This window comes from Sphingomonas sp. DG1-23 (genome assembly GCF_030730875.1).
In the GTDB taxonomy this organism is placed as follows: domain Bacteria; phylum Pseudomonadota; class Alphaproteobacteria; order Sphingomonadales; family Sphingomonadaceae; genus Sphingomonas.
Genome location: NZ_JAVAMA010000009.1, coordinates 55,804 through 75,566, shown reverse-complemented (window position 1 = coordinate 75,566; position 19,763 = coordinate 55,804). Strand labels below are relative to the sequence as shown.

The 19,763-nt window shown below is 65.9% G+C and carries 11 protein-coding genes; 4 read left to right on the top strand and 7 right to left on the bottom strand.

Annotated features, from left to right (window positions below; translation table 11 throughout):
• Positions 1–114 precede the first annotated feature (114 nt).
• Both Q9Q95_RS15000 and Q9Q95_RS14995 read left to right on the top strand, forming a co-directional pair.
• Positions 115–1,896 (top strand): ABC transporter transmembrane domain-containing protein, encoded by a 1,782-nt coding sequence (locus Q9Q95_RS15000; protein WP_306097946.1) that lies wholly within the window; start codon positions 115–117, stop codon positions 1,894–1,896.
• A 78-nt stretch (positions 1,897–1,974) separates the two neighbouring features.
• Positions 1,975–3,138: a trans-acting enoyl reductase family protein gene (locus tag Q9Q95_RS14995; RefSeq protein WP_306097945.1), complete on the top strand. Its 1,164-nt coding sequence runs from the start codon at positions 1,975–1,977 to the stop codon at positions 3,136–3,138.
• A gap of 160 nt (positions 3,139–3,298) precedes the next feature.
• On the opposite strand, the gene Q9Q95_RS14990 is transcribed toward Q9Q95_RS14995, so the two are convergent.
• The 3 genes from Q9Q95_RS14990 to Q9Q95_RS14980 form a co-directional block, all read right to left on the bottom strand.
• Positions 3,299–3,622 carry a hypothetical protein gene (locus tag Q9Q95_RS14990; protein ID WP_306097944.1) on the bottom strand — a complete coding sequence of 108 codons (324 nt, stop codon included), beginning with the start codon at positions 3,620–3,622 and terminating at the stop codon, positions 3,299–3,301.
• A 57-nt stretch (positions 3,623–3,679) separates the two neighbouring features.
• Complete coding sequence (rnr, locus tag Q9Q95_RS14985; RefSeq protein ID WP_306097943.1) at positions 3,680–5,968, bottom strand: ribonuclease R; 2,289 nt, start codon at positions 5,966–5,968, stop codon at positions 3,680–3,682.
• Between the two features lie 306 nt (positions 5,969–6,274).
• Complete coding sequence (locus Q9Q95_RS14980) at positions 6,275–8,107, bottom strand: DUF885 family protein (protein WP_371876781.1); 1,833 nt, start codon at positions 8,105–8,107, stop codon at positions 6,275–6,277.
• A gap of 175 nt (positions 8,108–8,282) precedes the next feature.
• Here Q9Q95_RS14980 and Q9Q95_RS14975 point away from each other — a divergent pair, with 175 nt between their 5' ends.
• Positions 8,283–11,399: a glycoside hydrolase family 2 TIM barrel-domain containing protein gene (locus Q9Q95_RS14975; protein ID WP_306097941.1), complete on the top strand. Its 3,117-nt coding sequence runs from the start codon at positions 8,283–8,285 to the stop codon at positions 11,397–11,399.
• A gap of 18 nt (positions 11,400–11,417) precedes the next feature.
• On the opposite strand, the gene Q9Q95_RS14970 is transcribed toward Q9Q95_RS14975, so the two are convergent.
• From Q9Q95_RS14970 to Q9Q95_RS14955, 4 genes are read right to left on the bottom strand one after another with little or no spacing between them, the layout of a single operon-like run.
• A complete protein-coding gene (locus tag Q9Q95_RS14970) occupies positions 11,418–12,680 on the bottom strand; it encodes a Gfo/Idh/MocA family protein (RefSeq protein WP_306097940.1) in 1,263 nt (420 codons plus the stop codon).
• Positions 12,677–13,528 carry an FAD:protein FMN transferase gene (locus Q9Q95_RS14965; RefSeq protein WP_306097939.1) on the bottom strand — a complete coding sequence of 284 codons (852 nt, stop codon included), beginning with the start codon at positions 13,526–13,528 and terminating at the stop codon, positions 12,677–12,679. Before Q9Q95_RS14965 ends, Q9Q95_RS14970 begins: the two co-directional genes overlap by 4 nt.
• Positions 13,529–13,533: 5 nt before the next feature.
• Complete coding sequence (locus tag Q9Q95_RS14960; protein ID WP_306097938.1) at positions 13,534–14,844, bottom strand: Gfo/Idh/MocA family protein; 1,311 nt, start codon at positions 14,842–14,844, stop codon at positions 13,534–13,536.
• Between the two features lies 1 nt (position 14,845).
• A complete protein-coding gene (locus Q9Q95_RS14955; protein WP_306097937.1) occupies positions 14,846–16,252 on the bottom strand; it encodes a DUF1080 domain-containing protein in 1,407 nt (468 codons plus the stop codon).
• 460 nt (positions 16,253–16,712) lie between these two features.
• Here Q9Q95_RS14955 and Q9Q95_RS14950 point away from each other — a divergent pair, with 460 nt between their 5' ends.
• Positions 16,713–19,709, top strand: coding sequence for a TonB-dependent receptor (locus tag Q9Q95_RS14950; RefSeq protein WP_306097936.1), 2,997 nt, complete (start codon positions 16,713–16,715; stop codon positions 19,707–19,709).
• The last annotated feature ends 54 nt before the right edge of the window (positions 19,710–19,763 follow it).

Sequence of the window (19,763 nt, the reverse complement as noted above, 5' to 3'; positions counted from 1 at the left end):
ACAGCGCCCCGCGCTGTTCAGGTCATGCCGGGGCATGACCGGCCTGACCCGCCCGCAAGGGGAGAAGGAGAATGGGAATTCCCCTCCCCCCGCATTCACGCTAGTCCGCGCGCCATGGCCGATCCCGCACCTGCGCCCGCTCCCCAGCCTCGGCGCAAGCTCAGCAATTTGCTCGTCGTCTGGAGCTTCACGCGCCGCTATCCGCTCCAGCTGGCGGTGGCGACGCTGGCGCTGATCGCCTCCTCGGTCGCTACCCTCTGGGTGCCGCGCACCTTCAAGCAGATCGTCGACAACGGCTTCGCCGCCGGCGCCGACACCAGCAAGATCGGAATCTATTTCCAGGGGCTGCTGCTCGTCGTCCTCGCGCTCGCGGTCGCGACGGCGGTGCGCTTCTTCTTCGTCTCCTGGGTCGGCGAGCGCACCGTCGCCGACATCCGCATGGCGGTCCATCGCAACCTGCTCCGGCTGCCGCCCAAATGGTTCGAGGAGAACCGCCCGTCGGAGATCGCCTCGCGGCTCACCTCGGATACCGCGATCGTCGAAATGGTCGTCGGCAACACGGTCTCGACCGCGCTCCGGAACCTGCTCACCGGCGTGGGCGGGATCATCTATTTGTTCACCCTCGCGCCGGCGATCGCCGCCTATCTGCTCGTCGGCATTCCGGTGATCGTGCTGCCGATCGTCTGGCTCGGCGGCCGCGTCCGCAGCCTGTCGCGGTCGAGCCAGGATCGCGTCGCCGATATCGGATCGATCGCTTCGGAAACCCTGGGGGCGATGCGCATCGTCCAGGCCTTTGGGCAGGAGACGCGCGAGGCCGAGCGCTTCGAAGGCGCGGTCACCCGCAGCTTCACCGCCGCCAAGCGCCGCTTCGCACTCCGCGCGGTGATGACCGCGGCGGTGATCGGGCTGCTGTTCACCGCGATCACGCTGATCATGTGGGACGCGGTGTACGGCGTCGCCGAAGGCCGCATCTCGGGCGGATCGATCACCGCGTTCGTGATCACCGCCGGCCTCGTCACCGGCTCGTTCGGCGCGCTGACCGAAGTCTATGGCGAATTGCTTCGCGGCTCGGGCGCCGCCAGCCGCCTCGCCGAATTGCTGCGCGAGCAGCCCGACATCGCCGCGCCGGCCAATCCGGTGCCGCTCCCCCAGCCGCCGCAGGGGGCGGTCGTCTTCGATCAGGTCACCTTCCGCTATCCGACGCGGCCCGAGATTTCGGCGCTCGCCGATTTCTCGCTCGAGATCCGCCCCGGCGAGACCGTCGCGGTGGTCGGCCCGTCCGGCGCGGGCAAGTCGACCTTGTTCCAGCTGCTCCAGCGCTTCTACGATCCCGAAGCCGGCAGCGTCCGCGTCGACGGCGTCGATGTCCGCGCGGCCGATCCCGCCGAGATCCGCGCCCGCATGGCGATCGTCCCGCAGGACACGGTGATCTTCGGCGCCTCGGCGCGCGACAATCTGCGCTACGGCGCGTGGGACGCGCACGAAGACGCGATCTGGGCCGCGGCCGAAGCCGCCAATGCAGCCGACTTCCTCCGCGAGCTGCCGCAAGGGCTCGACACCTTCCTCGGCGAAGCCGGCGCGCGTCTCTCGGGCGGCCAGCGCCAGCGCATCGCGATCGCCCGCGCCTTGCTCCGCGACGCGCCGATCCTGCTGCTTGACGAAGCCACCTCGGCGCTCGATGCCGAAAGCGAGCGCCTCGTCCAGGACGCGCTCGAGCGGCTGATGGCCAATCGCACCACGCTCGTCATCGCGCACCGTCTCGCCACCGTCCGCGCCGCCGACCGGATCATCGTCATGGACGAGGGCCGCATCGTCGAGACCGGCAGCCATGCCGAACTGGTCGGCGCCAACGGCCTCTATGCCCGGCTCGCCGCGCTGCAATTCAACCAGGGCTGAACGCCGGACTGGCGCTGCGCATTCTCCCGCTCTAGACTTTAGAAAAGCCGGTATGGAGCCGGCGTGCGGGAGAGAGAAATGGCGAATCGCGAATTCGAGATCATCGTCTATGGCGCCACCGGCTTCACCGGCCGCCTCGTCGCCGAATATCTCGCGGCTCATTATGCCGACGTGAAATGGGCGATGGCCGGGCGTTCGCTGAGCAAGCTGCAGGAAGTGCGCGACGAGATCGGCGCCCCCGCCGATACCCCGCTGCTCACCGCCAATGCCGACGATCCCGCCGCGCTCGAGGCGATGACCGCCCGCGCGCAGGTCGTCATCACCACCGTCGGCCCTTACACCCTCTACGGCGAACCCCTGCTCGCGGCGTGCGTCGAGACCGGCACCGCCTATGTCGATCTGTGCGGCGAGCCCAATTTCATGCACGACATGATCGGCAAATATCAGGACGCCGCCAAGGCCAGCGGCGCGCGGATCGTCTTCTCGTGCGGCTTCGATTCGATCCCCTTCGATCTCGGCGTATGGACCGTGCAACAGGCCGCCATCGCCAAATTCGGCAAGCCCGCGCCGCGCGTGAAGGGCCGTGTCCGCGCGATGAAGGGCACCTTCTCGGGCGGCACCTTTGCCAGCGGCAAGGCGACTGCGATGGCCGCCGCGAGGGATCCCGCGGTGTTCAAGGCCCTGATCGATCCGTTCGCGCTCACCCCCGGCTTCGAGGGGCCGAGCCAGCCCAAGGGCGTGCTGCCCGAATATGACGAGGCAGTGGGCGGCTGGGTCGCGCCGTTCATGATGGCGGTGATCAACACCAAGAACGTTCACCGCACCAACTTCCTCGCCGGTCACCCTTATGGCACGGACTTCCGTTATGACGAGATGATGGTCGCGCCGGGCATCGGCGATATCGGCAAGGCTGCGGCAGAGGCGATCGCCAAGATGAACCCGATGAATTCGGACAAGGGCCCGGCCCCCGGCGAAGGACCCGGCAAGGAAGAGCGCGAGACCGGCTTCTACGACCTGGCCTTCGTCGCGGAGATGGAATCGGGCGAGCGCCTCACCGCATCGGTGAAGGGCGACCGCGACCCGGGCTATGGCTCGACCAGCAAGATGATCGCCGAGAGCGCACTCTGCCTGATCCGCGACGTGCAGGGCGAAGGCGGCATCTGGACTCCGGGCGCGCTGATGGCCGAGCCGCTCAGGCAGCGGCTCGAGGCGCATGCCGGATTGACCTTCACGATCGAATAGCGCGCTTGCAATGTAGGATTTCGAATGCTGGGATCGGGCAGCCGGCTCGTGCCGGCCGCTCTTTTCAAATCGTGGATGATGGGATCCAGCGCACGAAAGAATGTTGCGCGATGAATCGCGTTTCCGTGAACTTTGTCAATTTAGGCCCTGTCAGGCCAGGTCAGCCGCGATAGCCGAGCGTGATCAGACCTGCGACGATCACGCAGAGCGCGATCACGATCGGCACCAGCATGCGGCGACGTGCCTCCGCCTCGGCCCGCCAGGCAGCGGTATCGAGCCAGTAGCGGCCGGGCTCGGCTTCGCGGACCACGCCCCGCGCCCGCATCCGCGCGAACTGGCTGTGCTCGGCCCGGCTCTGCGGCACGAAGGCGACGGCGTCTTCGGCGCTGATCGCGTGGTGGACATGGAAATGATCGGCGATGCGCCGCCGCGCCCGCGACATCATTGCGGCGATGATCGACGGAACCGGTGATGCTGTGACCAAGGCATGTCCCCCCTGCCGGCGCGCAGGCTGGCACGGGAGCGGCCGGGGCTCAATGGCCTATCGCTTGCGCCCCTGATGACGGATGTTCGCCGGACGTCCGCGCCGCTTGATCTCGCGCTTCGGTCCGCGCGGGGCCCGCCGCTCCTCGCGCTCGCCGCTGCTCGACGCCGATCCTTTGCCGTCGGGAAGCTCGAAACGCAGGGCGCCCGAAACCGGGTTGGCTTCCGCCAGCCGCAGCCTGATCCGCTGGCCCATCGCGAAGAATTCGCCTGTGTCCTCGCCGATCAGCCGCTGGCTCGCTTCGTCGTAGCGGAAATATTCGGTGCCGAGATCGCGCACCGGCACGAGTCCGTCGCCGCCGATGCCGTCGATCGTCGCGAAGAAGCCGAAATTCTGGACGCCGGTGATCCGCGCGTCCATCACCTCGCCGACATGCGCCGACAGATAGGCGGCGACATAACGGTCGATCGTCTCGCGCTCGGCCTCCATCGCCCGGCGCTCGAGCGTCGAGATGCTTTCGCCGATCCGCTCCATCGAACCGGCTTCCTCGGAGGTGAGCCCGCCCGGCCCGAGCTTGTACGCCTCGACCAGCGAGCGGTGGACGATCAGATCGGCATAGCGGCGGATCGGCGAGGTGAAGTGCCCATAGCTGCCCAGCGACAGCCCGAAATGCCCGGCGTTCTGCGGCCCGTAATAGGCCTGGGTCTGGCTGCGCAGCACCTGCTGCATCACTTCGTCGCGGAAATCGGCCTCGCCCACCTGCTCGAGGATGCGGTTGAAGGTGGCCGGTTTGATCACCTGCCCCAGCGCGAACTCCATGTCGTACGTCTTGAGATACTCCTTGAGCGCGACCAGTTTCTCGCGCGCCGGGGGTTCGTGGACGCGGTACATCACCGGCGCTTTCTTGCCTTCGAGCGCCTTGGCCGCGGCGACGTTGGCCGCGATCATGTAATCCTCGATCAATTTGTGCGCATCGAGTCGCTCGCGCGGCGCGACCGACAGGATCCGCCCCATCTCGTCGAGCACGATCCGCCGCTCGGGCAGATCGAGGTCGAGCGGCTCGCGCTTCTCGCGCGCCTTGTTGAGCGCCCGCCAGCACTCCCAGAGGTGGCGGAGCGCCGGCTCGATCGCGCCGCGCTTCTCGCCGCCCGGCGCGAAGCGGTCGTCGAGCAGCGCCCGTTCGCTGCCGGGTCCGTCGATGATCGTCTGCGCGTCGTCATAGGCGATATTGGCGGCGAGGCTGACGACGGCGCGGGTGAAGCGCCAGCTCTTGAGCTCGCCATTCTTGCCGACCTGCAGATGGCAGGCGAGCGCGGCGCGGTCCTCGCCTTCCTTGAGCGAGCAGACTTCGGCCGAGAGGATTTCGGGCAGCATCGGCACGACGCGATCGGGGAAATAGACCGAATTGCCGCGCTTGCGCGCTTCGCGGTCGAGCTGCGAGCCGGGACGGACGTAGAAAGACACGTCGGCGATCGCAACCACGGCCTTCCAGCCGCCTTCGTTCTTCGGATCGTCGTCGGGCGCCGCCCACACCGCATCGTCATGGTCGCGCGCATCGGCCGGGTCGATCGCGACGATCGGCAGGTGCCGCAGATCCTCGCGCGCACCGAGATCCTGCTTCGAGACGCGCTCGGCCTCGGCGAGCAGTTCGTCGGAGAAGAGATTGGGAATGCCGTGGCGATGGATCGCGATCAGCGAGAAGCTGCGCGGCGCGAAGGGATCGCCGAGCCGCTGGACGACATGCGCGAAGATCCGCGGCGGCTTGCCCGCCTTGTTGGCGAGGACGAGGTCGCCCGGCTCGGCGCCGTTGCGCTCGGAGATCGGATAGCTGTGCCGCTCCTTCTTCTCGACGCCCTGCAGATAGAGCCGCCCGCCTTCCTCATGGACCACGCCGAGCATCTGCTCCTCGCCGCCCGCAAGCTTCTTCATCGGATGCGCGATCCAGCCATTGCCGGCTTCCTCGGTGCGCGCGAGGATGCGGTCGCCGATGCCGAGCGCCGGGCGCTTGCCGCGCTGCTCGCGAACGCGCAGTCGCGGTACCGGAATGCCGTCCGCCTCCCAGCGTTCGGGCACTGCCCAGACGGTGTCGCCATCGGCTTCGGTCACCCGCAGCACCGTGACCTTGGGCAGTCCGCCCATCTTGTGGAAGGCGCGGCCGGGGGCGCTGTCGATCAGCCCCTCATCGGCCATGTCCTTGAGCAGCGCCTTGAGCGCGATCTTCTCCTGTGCCGAAAGTCCGAAGGCGCGCGCGATCTCGCGCTTGCCTGCCGGAACGTCCGAATCCGAGATGAAGTCGATGATCTGCTGCCGCGTGGGCAGCCCTGCTTTGGTCTTGGTTCTTGCCATTGACACCAAGATAGGGACCCGGACCCGAAAGGTCACGCGGGCAGTGCGATCTTGGCAAGATCGACATTCAGCCTGATCTTCCCTCGCCCCCTGCAAGGGGGAGAGGGTTGCGCAGACTTAGGTTTTGCGAAGCAAGGCCTTGGTCGAAGCTGGGTGAGGGGGTGCGGCTTCGAAGAAGCCGCGCGGAGCTTCGCTCCGCTCTACCCCTCCCCAACCTCCGCTAAGGCAGCAAGCTGCCAAGCTGCGGTATCCTCTCCCCTAGCAACGGGAGAGGTAGTTCTAGGCTGAATGTCGATGTGTTGACCCTCAGGGTTTCCGGGACGCGATCCAGCGATCGATCTTCTGCTCGAGGATGTTCATCGGCAGCGAGCCGGTCATCAGCACCTGTGCGTGGAACTGCTTGAGATCGAACCTGGCGCCCAGCGCCTTCTCGGCCCTGGCGCGCAGCTCGAGGATCTTGAGCTGGCCGATCTTGTAGGCCAGCGCCTGCCCAGGCATCGCGATGTAGCGCTCGACCTCGCTGGTCGCGTCGGTCTTCCCCATCGAGCTGTTGTCGAGCATGTATTTGATCGACTGGTCGCGGGTCCAGCCCTTGGCGTGGATGCCGGTGTCGACGACCAGACGCATCGCGCGCAGCATCTCGTCGTTGAGCCCGCCGAAGCGCTGATACGGGTCGGTCTCCATGCCGAGCTCGTCCCACAAAGTCTCGGCATAGAGTGCCCAGCCCTCGACATAGGCGGTGTTGCCGTCGAAGCGCATGAATTTGGGAAGCGCTTCATTCTCCTGGGCGAGGCTGATCTGGAAATGATGCCCCGGCGCGCCCTCGTGAAGATAGAGCGTCTCTTGCCCCCAGGTCGATCGCGAGGGGAGATCATAGGTGTTGTAATAGAAGACGCCCGGCCGCGATCCGTCGGGCGCGCCTTGCATGTACGAGCCGCCGGCATCGTTCTTCTCGCGATATTCGGGAACCGGACGGATCTCGAGCGGCGATTTGGGCAAGATCGAGAAGATCTCGCCGACCCGGGCATCGACGCGCTTGCCGATCGCATAATATTCGTCGCGCAGCGCCTCCTTGCTCACCGGCCGGAATTCGGCGCCGGTGCGAAGATGCTCGAAGAATTCCGGCAAGCTGCCCTTGAAGCCGACCTTGGTCTTGACCGCTTCCATCTCGCGATGGATCCGCGCGACTTCGCTGAGGCCGAGACGATGCACCGCATCGGCGGACAACGGCAGGGTCGTATTCTCCTCGATCAAATAGGAATAGAGCTTGGGCCCGCCCTTCATGTGGACGAGGCCGACGCCCTCGCGCGCGGCCGGCAGATATTCCTTCGACAGGAAATCGCGCAGGCGCTGATAGGCCGGCCGGATCTCGTCGCGGATGGCCGCTACGGTCGCGGCGCGCAGCCGCGCCTGATCGGCGGCCGATATATCGGCGGGAAACGCCTTGAGCGGCGCATACATGGTGGATCCCTCGACGCCTTGCGCGAGCTGGAGATCGAGCTGGTCGATCACGTTGCGGACGACCAGCTTCGGCTGGACGACACCCGATGCCATTCCCTCGCGAAACCGCCCGATCGCCGCGTCGATCATCCACGCATAGCGATGATGTCGGCTGATGCTGTTCTCATAGTCCTTCACCGTCTTGAACGGCGCGGCGCTCTGGCCGGAGGCGAGGTCGGGGTAGAAGGTGTGGATGCCGGTGAAATGATCGATCGGCCGCACCGCAGTCAGCGGCAGGATATCGGGGCTCAGCCCGCGAAGGGTGAGCTGGGTCTGCCATTTGAAGATGTCGTAGGCGAGCTGATCGGTAGTCGAGAGCGCGGCGCGATCGATCCGACCGAGAGCGGCGAGGTCCTTCTCGCCCGCCACCCGCTCGGCATCGAAATAGGCGTCGCTGATGCCGTCGCCGAGCTGGTCGGCGTAGCGCATGTCGCCGCGGAACAGCGCATTGACCGGATTGCGGCGAAGGCTGGCCTCGTCGCTCTCCTCGAACAGCGCATGGAGCGCCGCGGACGCCTTCGCCTGCGTCGCGGCGGGCGCCGCGGCCTGCTGCACCGACGGAGAGTCGAGGCCGCCCGCAGTGGCGGTGGCGGCGGAGAGAGCTGCTGCCGATACGGCGGCGAAGAGTTGAAAGCGCAAGATGCTACCCCGGTTTGAGCTGTATTGCATCGATGCGGCACCCGGCCGTTGCTGACAAGCCCTCGTGCGCAGAGGCGCGACCCTTCGCGTCTTCGGCATTGCCCCTTTCCTGCTTCGAAAGGATAGTGCGGAGACGCGTTGGTCCTCGCCATGCGGTATCGGATAGGGAGCGGGCATGTTCATCAGACTTTCGGGCCGCAACGCTGCGGCCGTGACGGCCCTTTTCCTGATGGCGTGTCCTGCTTCCGCCCAGACCGGCGATGCTCCGGAAACCGAGCGGATTTACCTCTCCGGCAAGGGACCCAAAGATGCCAGGCCGTGGGGCTTCACCGTCACCGGGGGCCGCCGCGCGGGAGAGAAGACCACCATCCCGGTGCCGTCCAATTGGGAGCAGCACGGCTTCGGGACCTATAGCTATGGCGACCAGGGATCGGGCCGCAGCGACGAACGTGGCTTCTATACGCTTCGCTTCACGCCGCCCGCCGGATTGAAAGGCAAGCGCGTCCGCCTGGTATTTGAAGGGGTGATGACCGACGCGGCGGTAAAGGTGAACGGCATCGCGGCGGGGCCCGTCCATCAGGGCGGCTTCTATCGCTTCAAATATGACGTGACGGCGATGCTCAAGCCCGGCGAAGAGAATCTGGTCGAGGTCGAGGTCTCCAAGGCTTCCGCCGACTTGCTGACCGATCGCGCCGAGCGCGCTGCGGATTATTGGGTGTTCGGCGGCATCTTCCGCCCGGTCTGGCTCGAAGTCTCGCCGGTCGAGGCGATCGACCATGTCGCCATCGACGCCCGTGCGGATGGCAGCTTCACCGCCGATGTGCGGATCGCGGGCGACAAGGTAGCTACGCGGGTCGAAGCGCAGATAGTCGATTCGAGCGGAAAGCCGGTCGGCTCCTCTTTTTCAAGGGCGGTACCCGCCGGCGGCGCGGGCAAGCTGCGGATCGCGAGCCGGGTGGAAGCGCCGAGGCTGTGGACCGCGGAGACACCCAATCTCTATTCGCTGCGGCTGACTCTCTTCAAAGGCGATGAAGCGGTTCACGCCTCGACCGAGCGCTCCGGCTTCCGCACGTTCGAGCTTCGTCCGGGCGACGGCCTCTATCTGAACGGCCAGCGCATCCTTCTGAAAGGCGTCAATCGGCACAGCTTTCGGCCGGAAACCGCACGTGCGCTGAACGACGAGGACAATTGGGCCGATGTGCGGCTGATCAAGTCGATGAACATGAACGCCGTGCGCATGTCGCATTACCCGCCCGACCCGGCGTTGCTCGAGGCGGCCGACGAGCTCGGCCTCTATGTCCTCGACGAATTGAGCGGCTGGCAAAAGGCGCATGGAACCGCGATCGGCCGCCAATTGGTCCGCGAGATGGTCGAGCGCGACGTCAATCACCCGAGCATATTGTTCTGGGACAACGGCAATGAAGGCGGCTTCAATCGCGATCTCGACGGCGATTTCGCGCTCCACGATCCGCAGAACCGCCGCGTCTTACACCCGTGGGAGCTGCACGACGATCTGGATACCAAGCATTATTCGAACTATGCCGATTTGACCCGCCGGCTGGCGGGCAAAAACCTGCTGATGCCGACCGAGATATTGCATGCCTTGTACGATGGCGGCGCGGGCGCGGGGCTCGACGATTATTGGAAAGCCCTGTCCGCCTCCCCCGTCGGCGCCGGCATGTTCATCTGGGCCTTTGCCGATGAAGGCATCGCCCGTACCGATCGCAACGGCAGCATCGATAGTTTCAGCACCTATGCCCCCGACGGTATCGTCGGCCCCAACCACGAAAAGGAAGGCAGTTACTTCGCGGTCCGCGACCTATGGTCGCCCGTGCAGATCGAAGCCCCCGCGACCGGCCCCGATTTCGACGGGACCTTGAACATCCGCAACGGATACGACTTCACTTCGCTGACCGAGGTCCGCTTCGCGTGGAAGCTCGTTCGCTTCTCGGGCATGAACGACAAGGGGACCGCACCGATCGTGCTGGCGAAAGGCGAAACGGCTGGCCCCGCGATTGCCCCGCACGGGCAAGGCGCTTTGAAGCTGGATCTGCCGAAGGATCGGCGCCGTGCAGACGCGCTGATGCTGACGGCGACCGGTACCGACAATCGCGACATCTGGACATGGAGCTGGCCGCTTGCGCCGGCAATGCTCCCCCTGGTGGCTTCGTCGGGAAGCCCGGTGGTGGCGACCGGGCAAAGCGAGATCGCTTTGTCGGTGAACGGCGTGAAGGCGGAATTCGATTCCGCGACGGGCCTGCTTCGGCGCATCGGGCGTAACGGCAAGACGCTGGACCTCGCCGACGGCCCGCGCCTCGTCTTCGCACGCCCCCGAACCGGCGAGCCGCAGTGGCAGCTGCTCGAAGGCGATGCCGGAAGCGCGTTCCGCCGTCTGAAGACGCCGCAAATGGCCGATGTCATCGAGATCGACCTCGCGATCGAGAAGACCGACAGCTATGCCGGGTTCAAGCTGGAGATCACGCCCGACGGCCGGAGCTGGAAGACGATCTACGACAGCACTCGCCGCGCCGGCGACGGCAACCGCTATATCTTCGCGCCGCAGATGGTGGCAGCGCTGCGCTATTCGGCGCCGACCAGCCAGACCGGCCGGATAGTCCCGCTCAAGAGCTTGCGGATCGGTTTCGAAGCCGATCGGTTCGCCGCGCCCCGCGCGGAGAAGCCCGTGATCACCACCGGCGAGAGCCGCGATCCCGCAACTGGCACCAGGGAGGCGTGGCTCGAAAGCCGTGGTGGTGGCGGTCTCGACGCCCTGCGCTGGACCCTGCGCGCAGACGGTTCGCTGAAGCTCGACTACAGCTACGCCTTGTCCGGGGATTACCTTTATCACGGAATCACTTTCGACCACCCCGAGGACCGCATCCTTTCGGTGCGCAGCCTCGGCAAAGGGCCGTATCGGGTGTGGCAGAACCGGTTGCGCGGGGCAGAGCTGGGAGTTCGAGAAGCGGGCAACGCCGTCGATCGTCCGGGCGCCGATACCTATCCAGAGTTCCAGGGCTATTTTTCGGGCCTGCGCTGGGCGCGCTTCAACAGCACGGCCGGACCTTGGGCGGTCTCAACGTCCGCACCCGATCTCTATTTGCGGGTCGGCACGCCGCAGCTCGGGCATATCAACACCTCCGCAGAATTCCCGGCGGGCGACCTTTCGTTCCTGCACGCGATCCCCGCGATCGGCTCGAAATTCGTCGTTCCGGCCGATACCGGACCCGCCAGCCAGCCCGCAAGAGCGGCAGGCATCTATAGCGGATCGCTGGTCTTCAGCTTGCAACGCTAGGGGGTAGTTGCACTGGCGCTAGACATTGACGAGCGCGGATGGCCAGTCGACGGGCCTGCCGCTGTCCATTGCCTGCTCGCCCATCAGCGACGCCACGCTGGCGAGATAGGCCTGGTGCAGCAGCCCCGGCAGCGGCTTCCCGCTGCGCACTGCCTCGCCGAACGCTTCGAACTGCAGCATCGTCTCGTCGAACTCGCCCCATCCGAGCGATTCCCCGGGCGTCGTCACCGGCAGCTCGGGGAACCAGGTCGCGCCGCCGATCGGCACGGGGCGCTTCTGGCCGTCCTTGATGTCCTGCGTCATCTGACGAAGCGCCCGCACGCCGGGCGGATTCTCCTTGAAGATCCGGCCGAGCTCGGGCTCGATCGTGCCCTTGCTGCCCTGGATCTGCTCCTCGCAACCATAGCGGGCGTTGTTGAGCAGCGAGGTCCAGACCAGCTTCCGGCCGCCGCTATATTCATAGACCAGAGCGACATGGTCGTAGACCTCGCGGCCGTCCTTCCAGAAACAGAGGCTACCCGATCCGATCACCCGGGTCGGCGCCGCGTCGAGGAACCAGCTCGCGATCTGGAGCTGATGCGTGGCCAGCTCGGTCATCAGCCCCGCGGAGCTCTCGCGATACAGGCGCCAGTTGATCCGGCGGTCGTTGCTGTCGGCGGGGACCGGTCGGCGCCAGCTATTGTTGCGGTGCCAGCTCGCCCGGATCTGGATGAGCGGGCCGATCTCGCCGGCCTTCACCCGGCGCAGCGCATTCAGATAGGTGGGATTGAACATGCGCTGATGGCCGATCTGCAGGACCTTGCGGCTGTCCTGCGCGCGCTTCACCATGAGGCTGCAATCGGCGATCGTCCGGGCCATCGCCTTTTCGCACCAGACGTGCAGGCCGGCATCGAACGCGTCGAGCGTGTGGCGCGCATGGACATGGAGCGGCGTCGCGACGACGACCGCATCGAGCCCGCCCGCATCGAGCATCGCGCGATGATCGGCGAAAACGGGCGTGGCGGGATCCACCAGGGCGCGGGCCCGCGCCAGATGCGGCGCGTAATCGTCGCAGAGCGCGGCGACGACGCAGTTGCGGGTCTTCGCGATGTTGCGGATCAGCGTCCGTCCGCGATCGCCAGTGCCGATCACGCCGAGCCGCACGCGATCGGTCGCCAAGGGCTCGGTTCCGGCGGCAAAGGCGGCCCAGGGCGCGGCAGCGGCCATCCCCGCCCCCGCCGACGCCTTGAGCACATGATCGATGAACGACCGTCGTGTCAGGTCAAAATCCTTGTCGATCATGTTGCACTCATCTCCACTGGCGAAACCGCCATCGCAGCCTCGCGACTGAAATCAAACAGGAAGCACCGCCTCTGCCGTCCTTCGAGCAGGCGGCGTGCCTGCGTGTCGTCAGCGACGAGCAATGCCGTGCTCATCATCTCGGCGCGGGCGCCGCTTTGCTCCACCGCAACCACCGAGCGCCGGCCGGTGACGACCGTACCGTCGGCGGGACGGATCATCGCGGCACGCCCGGGCGCATCCGTTCCCGGGCCGACCGTTGACGAAATCGACAGCGCCTCATCGCATAGTTCGAGCTCGACCAGGACATGCCCGGGCTGCAGCGGATGCGGGATCGCAAAGGGCCACCCGCCGCCCAGCGGATGTGCGCCGACGACCGCGATCGAGCTCTCGCCTGCCGACAGCAGGGCCGACGCGACGCCCGCGCTCCGCAGCTTTTCGCATGCCCGGTCGAGTGCGAAACCCTTGCCGAAGCCGCCAAAGTCGAATCCGACCGGCCTGGAGGCCCTGATCCGGGCATTGTCCCGATCGAAGGAAACCGAATTCCAGCCCGCAGCGATACGCGCATCGGCCGCCGGATCGAACAGCCCCAGCGTGGATTCCCGGGCTGCCTCGATCTCGACCAGCGCATCGAACAGCACGGGGTCGTCCACGGCCGCCTCGCGACCCGCCATCAGGCACTCGTTGAGCGACGTCGCGGGCGAGGGACGGTGAATGGTCAGGGCGTCGTCGACCGCCTCGATCGCGCGACGTGCTTCGAACGTCGCGGCTTCCTCCACCGCTCCGAACAGGTGCAACTCAATCCGGGTGCCCATTGCGAGGAACCGCTCGACATGGGTCGTGATCGCCATCTGCCTCAGGCCTTGACCTCCCAGCCGGGCTCATAGTCGACCGACCATAATTTCATGCCCTCGGGGCTCGACGGCCTGCCGGTCGACTCGTCGAGCGACAGCACCGCACCGGTGCGATACGCGATGTTGCCGAGGTGGCAAAGCGACGTGCTGATATGCCCCTCGCGAATCGGCGAGGCGAGCGCATTTTCCCGGCCGCGGATCACATCGACCAGATTGCCGGCATGATAGACGTCGAGCGCGCCTTCCCCCACCGTGCCGGTGGTTTCCGAACTGGCGGCTGCGGTTACCTTGCGGGTCTGCTTGCCCGCCAGATCGAACATCTCGAACCCGTTGCGATCGACGATCGCCGACCCCTTGGTCCCGAGGAATAGTACGCCGCGGCCGCGACCGTAGCGCAGCATTCCGTTGCAGCTGTTGCCGTCCCAGCGAATGATGCGGCCGTCGCCATAGGTCAGATCGAGCGCGAGCGTGTCGTACATCTCCCAATCGTCGCCGCGGAAGAAGCGCCGCGATCCGCGCGCCGAAACCGTGCTGGGAAACGCGAGGCCCATCAGCCAGCGCGCCACGTCGAGCTCGTGCATGGCATTGTTGCAGGTCTCGCCGGTGCCGTACTTCCAGAACCAGTGCCAATTGTACGGGACGAGATTCGAGCGATAGGGGCCGCGCGGGCGCGGGCCTTGCCACAGATCCCAGTCGAGATGCGCCGGCGGCGCCATCTCATGCCCGCGGCCGATCGAAACCCGGTTGTTCGCATACCAGGTCTGCGCCTCATAGACCTCGCCCAGCTCGCCGGCGCGGATGCGGTCGGCGAGCTGGCGCGTCTCCGCGCTGGACCTTTGCTGGTTGCCCACCTGCAGAGCGCGCCGCGTGCGCGCCTGCACCGCGATGAGCGCCTCGCCCTCCGCCGGCGCCATGCCGATCGGCTTTTCGAGATAGACATGCTTGCCGGCATTCATCGCGTCGACCGCCAGCTTGGCATGCCAGTGATCCGGCGTGGCGACGGTGACGATGTCGACCGCCTTGCTGTCGAGCATCCGGCGATAATCGTGCACCGTCTGCGGCGCAGGATTGCCCTTGGCGGCGAACTCGCCGGCGCGCTTTGCCAGCACCTGCGAATCGACGTCGACCAGATGCGTGACTGCGACGTTCGGCAGCTTGGTGAAGGCACTCATATGCGCCTGCCCGCGCCCGTTCACGCCGATCACCGCCACCCGCAGCCGATCGTTGGCGCCCTTGATCTGCGCATAGCTGCGCGCGCTGACGGCCATGCCCAGCGTCGCGCCCGCGCCTTTGATCATCGTCCGACGGTCCATCCTATCGCCCTCCGAGTTCGCGCAGCTTGATCGACCGGAAGTCGACGCGGTTGCCATGATCCTGCAGCAGGATCGGGCCTCGCTCCCATTCGCCGAACTTCGCCCATTTGGCGTATTTGCTCTGCGCGACCAGCGCGCGGAATTCGGGCGATCCGCGTTCGTATTCGACCACCTTGAACCCGTTCAGCCAGTGCTCGACGTGCCGGCCGCGCACGACGATCACCGCGCGGTTCCACTCGCCGGGCGGGTTGAACCGCTTGTTCGCGCTATCCGGATCGGACAGGTTTCGCGCGGTGATGAGGTCGTAGAGCGAGCCGAGCGTCCGATTGCCGTCGCGGCCCATCCTGGCATCGGGATGGCGCGCATCGTCGAGCAACTGGAATTCGAGCCCGATCGCCGAGCCGTCGCCCTTGAGCAGATCGGGATCGACGAAATATTTGATCCCGCTATTGGCGCCGGGCGTCAGCCGGAAATCGACCGACAGCTCGAAATTCTCGTAATCGGCGGTGGTGATGATGTCGCCGCCATTGGTCGATTCGGCACCGTTCGCGCCATCAACCGACAAGATCCCGTCGCGAATCGACCAGCCCTTTTTCGGAAAGTCGGCCGCTTTGGCGCTGCGCCAGCCGCGGGTCGTCCTGCCGTCCCAGAGCAATTTCCAGCCTTCGCGCCGCTCGGCGTCGGTCAGCCGGTTGGCCAGCCATCCCTGCTGCTCCAGCGCCGTCGCCGGCGACGCGAAGCGCGCCGGCGCCTCGGTGATGACCCGCACGTTGCGGAAACGCACTTCAGGCTGCCGCCGCGCTTCCACGTCGGAGATGGCGTGGACCTGAAAGGCGATGAAGCCGCGCGCGTCGGTGTCGTCGGCGATGTCGGCCGCCGGAACGCCGTTGAGGAAGGTGCGCAGGCGATTGCCGACCGCCTCGACCCGGTAATGGTTCCAGTCGCCGGAGCGAAAGGCGCGGCGCGCCGCGTCGTTGCGACCGAGCGTGTAGAGCCATTGGCGGCGCTGCTCATCATAGATGCCGCCGCTCCAGCCGCGCGCCGACGGATCGATCTCGGCCTGATAGCCGTGCACCGCGCCGCCCCGATAATCGGGCCGACTCTGCCCGCGGATCATCACGCCCGAGTTGAGCATCTTGTCGGTCCTGGCGTCGAACTCAAGAATGAAATCGCCATATTGCACGTCGGACACCAGCCAGCTGTTGGTGGAACCCGGCGCGGCGCGCCCGACGAGTTCGCCATTGGCCACCTCGAAGCCGGCCTTTCCACCCGCCGTGTGCCAGCCGGCCAGGCCGGCGCGCGGGGTGATGTCGCGCCATTGCGCCTGGCTTTGCGCGGCCGCGGGAACCGAAGCCGCGATCAACAGCGGCACCGTAGCCCGGGCCAGAAATGCAATCCCCTTAGCCATGGCGCTTCCCTCATCCTTTTCTGCGAGAGCCCGGCCGGCGCGTGTCTCCGACCTCCCTCGTGGCGCAACCGCCCATTTATCACCGCAAGCGGCCCGTTCTGCGCGATCAATAATTTGTGGTCAGACCACGTGCAATAGGTTGTCAGACATTTTTAGCGGTGACGGGTCAGCGCTTGGCAAGACATGAGATAATAGTTCATATTTTGAGACGGTAACGTCCGCTGTTTTGGCATGTCGGCACACGCCGCTGTATGGTCATGCCACATAATGTGATTGTGTCAGGCCACTATTGTCATAAATCGAGGGCGATGATACCGATCGGATCGCCGGCAGAACGACAAAGTCGATTGCCGGCGCCAAACGTCTGGCGGTGATCGCCGGTGCGTCTGGACCTATCAGGAGAGGCGATGTGAACTGCGACCGGCGCAACAAGCGTGGACTGCTGATTTCGACGAGTTTGATGAGCCTCATTCTGGCGTCGCCCGCGGCGAGCCAGGTGGCCGGGCAGGCGCCGGCTCAGGCCGAAGACGCGGCACGTGTCGACCCGGCCCCGCCGCAGGACGATATCGGCACGCCGGAATCGGAGATCGTCGTCCAGGGCTTCCGCGCTTCGCTCAATAGCGCGCTCAACCTGAAGCGCGAGGAGACTGCCGCAGTCGACTCGATCGTCGCCGAGGACATCGGCAAATTCCCTGATTCCAACCTCGCCGAGTCGATGCAGCGCATCCCCGGCGTCGCGCTCTCGCGCGGCGACGGCGGCGAGGGGCGCAACATCTCGGTCCGTGGGCTCGGCGCGCAATTCACCCGGGTACGCATCAACGGTATGGAAGGCGTGTCGCAGGTCAGCGGCACCGATATCCGGGGCGGCGTCGCCGGCGGCCGCTCGTTCGATTTCGTGACTTTCCCGACCGAGATCTTCTCGTCGCTGTCGGTACGCAAGACGACGTCGGCCGATGTCGAGGAAGGTTCGCTGGGCGCGACCGTGGACCTGCGTGCACCCAAGCCGTTCGATTCGAGCAAGGACTTCACCCTCTCCGCCACCGCGCGGGGGATCTACAACGACATCTCCAAAAAGGCCGATCCGCGGCTGTCCGCTCTGGTCTCGAAGAAGTTCGGCGACACCTTCGGGGTGCTCGGCAGCGTCGCTTATTCGCGGCGCCACATCGTCGAATATGCCTATTCCGCGGTCGACATACTGCCCTCCTATGTCGCCGGCCTGTCGCAGGCCGTGCCGACGGCGCCCGGCGCGGCGACGACCACCAACATATTGTTCCCCTATTGCACGCCGGTCGGCTACACTTGGAACGGCGTCGCCGTGGACAGCCCGCGGACGGGCTTCGCCAACAGCGGCAATTCGGTCGGCGCAGATGCGAACAATTGCTCGGCCGGCAATCCCCGGACCAGCACCAAGGAAGCCTATGACTATATCATGAGCCGCACCGGCGTGTCCGGGCGGCCCGGCGGTGGCGTGTTCCTGCCGCGCCTGCCGCGCCCGGTGAAATCGAGCCAGGACCAGGAGCGCCTGGCCGGATCGCTGACTCTGCAATGGAAACCGAGCGACCGGACCGACATCTCGATCGACGGACTGTACGCACGCTTCAAGGTCGATCGCCTCGACACGATGCTGGATGCGCGCTCGATGGGCCGCGCCGCGTCGAACAACGGCCAGCCGATGATGTCGATCAAGGACATCGAGGTCGATGACAACGGCTCGCTGATCTATGGGCTGTGGGACGGCGTCGACCTGCGCTCGGAGATGCAGGACGAGCATTTCACCTCGACCTTCCGCCAGGCGAACTTCAATCTCGACCACCGCTTCAGCGACAGCTTCCGCGTCTACGGGCTCGCCGGCGTCTCGGAGTCGAAGCTGCACGTCAATCGCCTGCAGGTCGCGATGGATTCGAACGACACCGACAATTTCTCGATCGACTTCCGCGACGGCGGCAATATTCCCAAGCTCGGCTACGGCGTCGACATCGCCGATCCGTCGATCTTCCAATACGGCCCGCCGCTGCCCACCGGCGACCAGCGCGGCCAGATCTCGAACTTCGACCGCACCAACACGATCCTCAACAAGACCTTCGAGCTGAACACCGAATGGAAGGCGGCGCCGGGCTTCACGGTGCAGATGGGCGGGCAATATCGCACCGGCAATTATACGCAGCGCCAGTTCGACCTGATTCCGACCCAGCGCCTGCCGATGACGCTGCCCAGCGGCGTCTCGCTCGGCAGCATCACCTTCGTGACCAGCGGGGTCGCCAAGAATCTGGGCGGCAACATGCAGGATTTCGCCGCGATCGACCCGGACAAGTTCCGCCAGGCAGTGAACTATGACAGCACGTACAAGTTCTGCGGCGTGGAATGCGCCAGCTATTATGCCACGGTGCGCGAGAAATACACGTCGGGCTATCTGATGGTGAAGTTCGACACCAAGGACATGATGCCGTTCTCGATCCGCGGCGACGCCGGCGTCCGCTACGTCCACACCGATTTCCACACCGAGGGTACGATCCCCACCGCCGCACCGGCCGGATCGCAATTCCCCACGGTCGGCGTGATCTCGACCGTCGAGCGGACCTATGACGACTGGCTGCCGGCGCTGAACGTCGCGGTCGACCTGACCCCGAGCCTGATCGGGCGCGTGTCGCTCGCGCGGGTGATGTCGCGCGCGCAATATGGCCAGCTGACCCCAAGCGGCAACGTCAACGTCGCGATCCGCACCGGCTCGTTCAGCAATCCCCAGCTCGACCCGATCCGCGCCAACACGTTCGACGCCGCGCTCGAATGGTATTTCGCCCCGGGCTCGCTGCTATCGTTCGCCTATTTCTACAAGGACATCGAGACCTATATCCAGACGACTCCGCCGGTGCTGGTGCCCTTCCGCGACCTCGGACTGCCCAGCTCGCTGCTGATCGGTGCCGGCAGCGGCGTCACGGTGGACGAGCAGTTCAGCATCACCCGCGTCAACAATACGCCAGGCGGCCCGCTGCGGGGCTTCGAAGTCAATCTGCAGCTGCCCTTCCGCTTCCTGCCGGGCATTCTCAAGAACTTCGGCGCGCTCGCCAACTTCACCCGGGTCCGCTCGAACATCGACTACATCGTCGCGGGCGGCGGAACCCGCACCGCGCCGCTGGTGGGGCTGTCACCCGAAACCGCGAGCGGGACGCTCTATTATGAGGATTCGCGCTTCAGCATCCGTTCGACCGTCAATTACCGCGCAGCCTATCTCACCGGCATTCCGGGCCCGCAGGACAGCGACGCCAACGGCGCGAGCAAGACCGTCTTCCTCGACGCCTCGGCCTCGTACAACCTCACCGACAACCTCAAGCTGATCGCCGAAGTGTCCAACATCACCAACGAGCAGAACAATCTCTATACCGACACGAATCGGCAGGATCCGCTGTACACTTCCACCTTCGGACGGACCTTCGCGCTGGCGGTGAATTTCCAGTTCTAGCGGGAATGGGCCGGCGGTAGCGCGCCGGCCAGACCCGCGAACAGGCCCGGATCT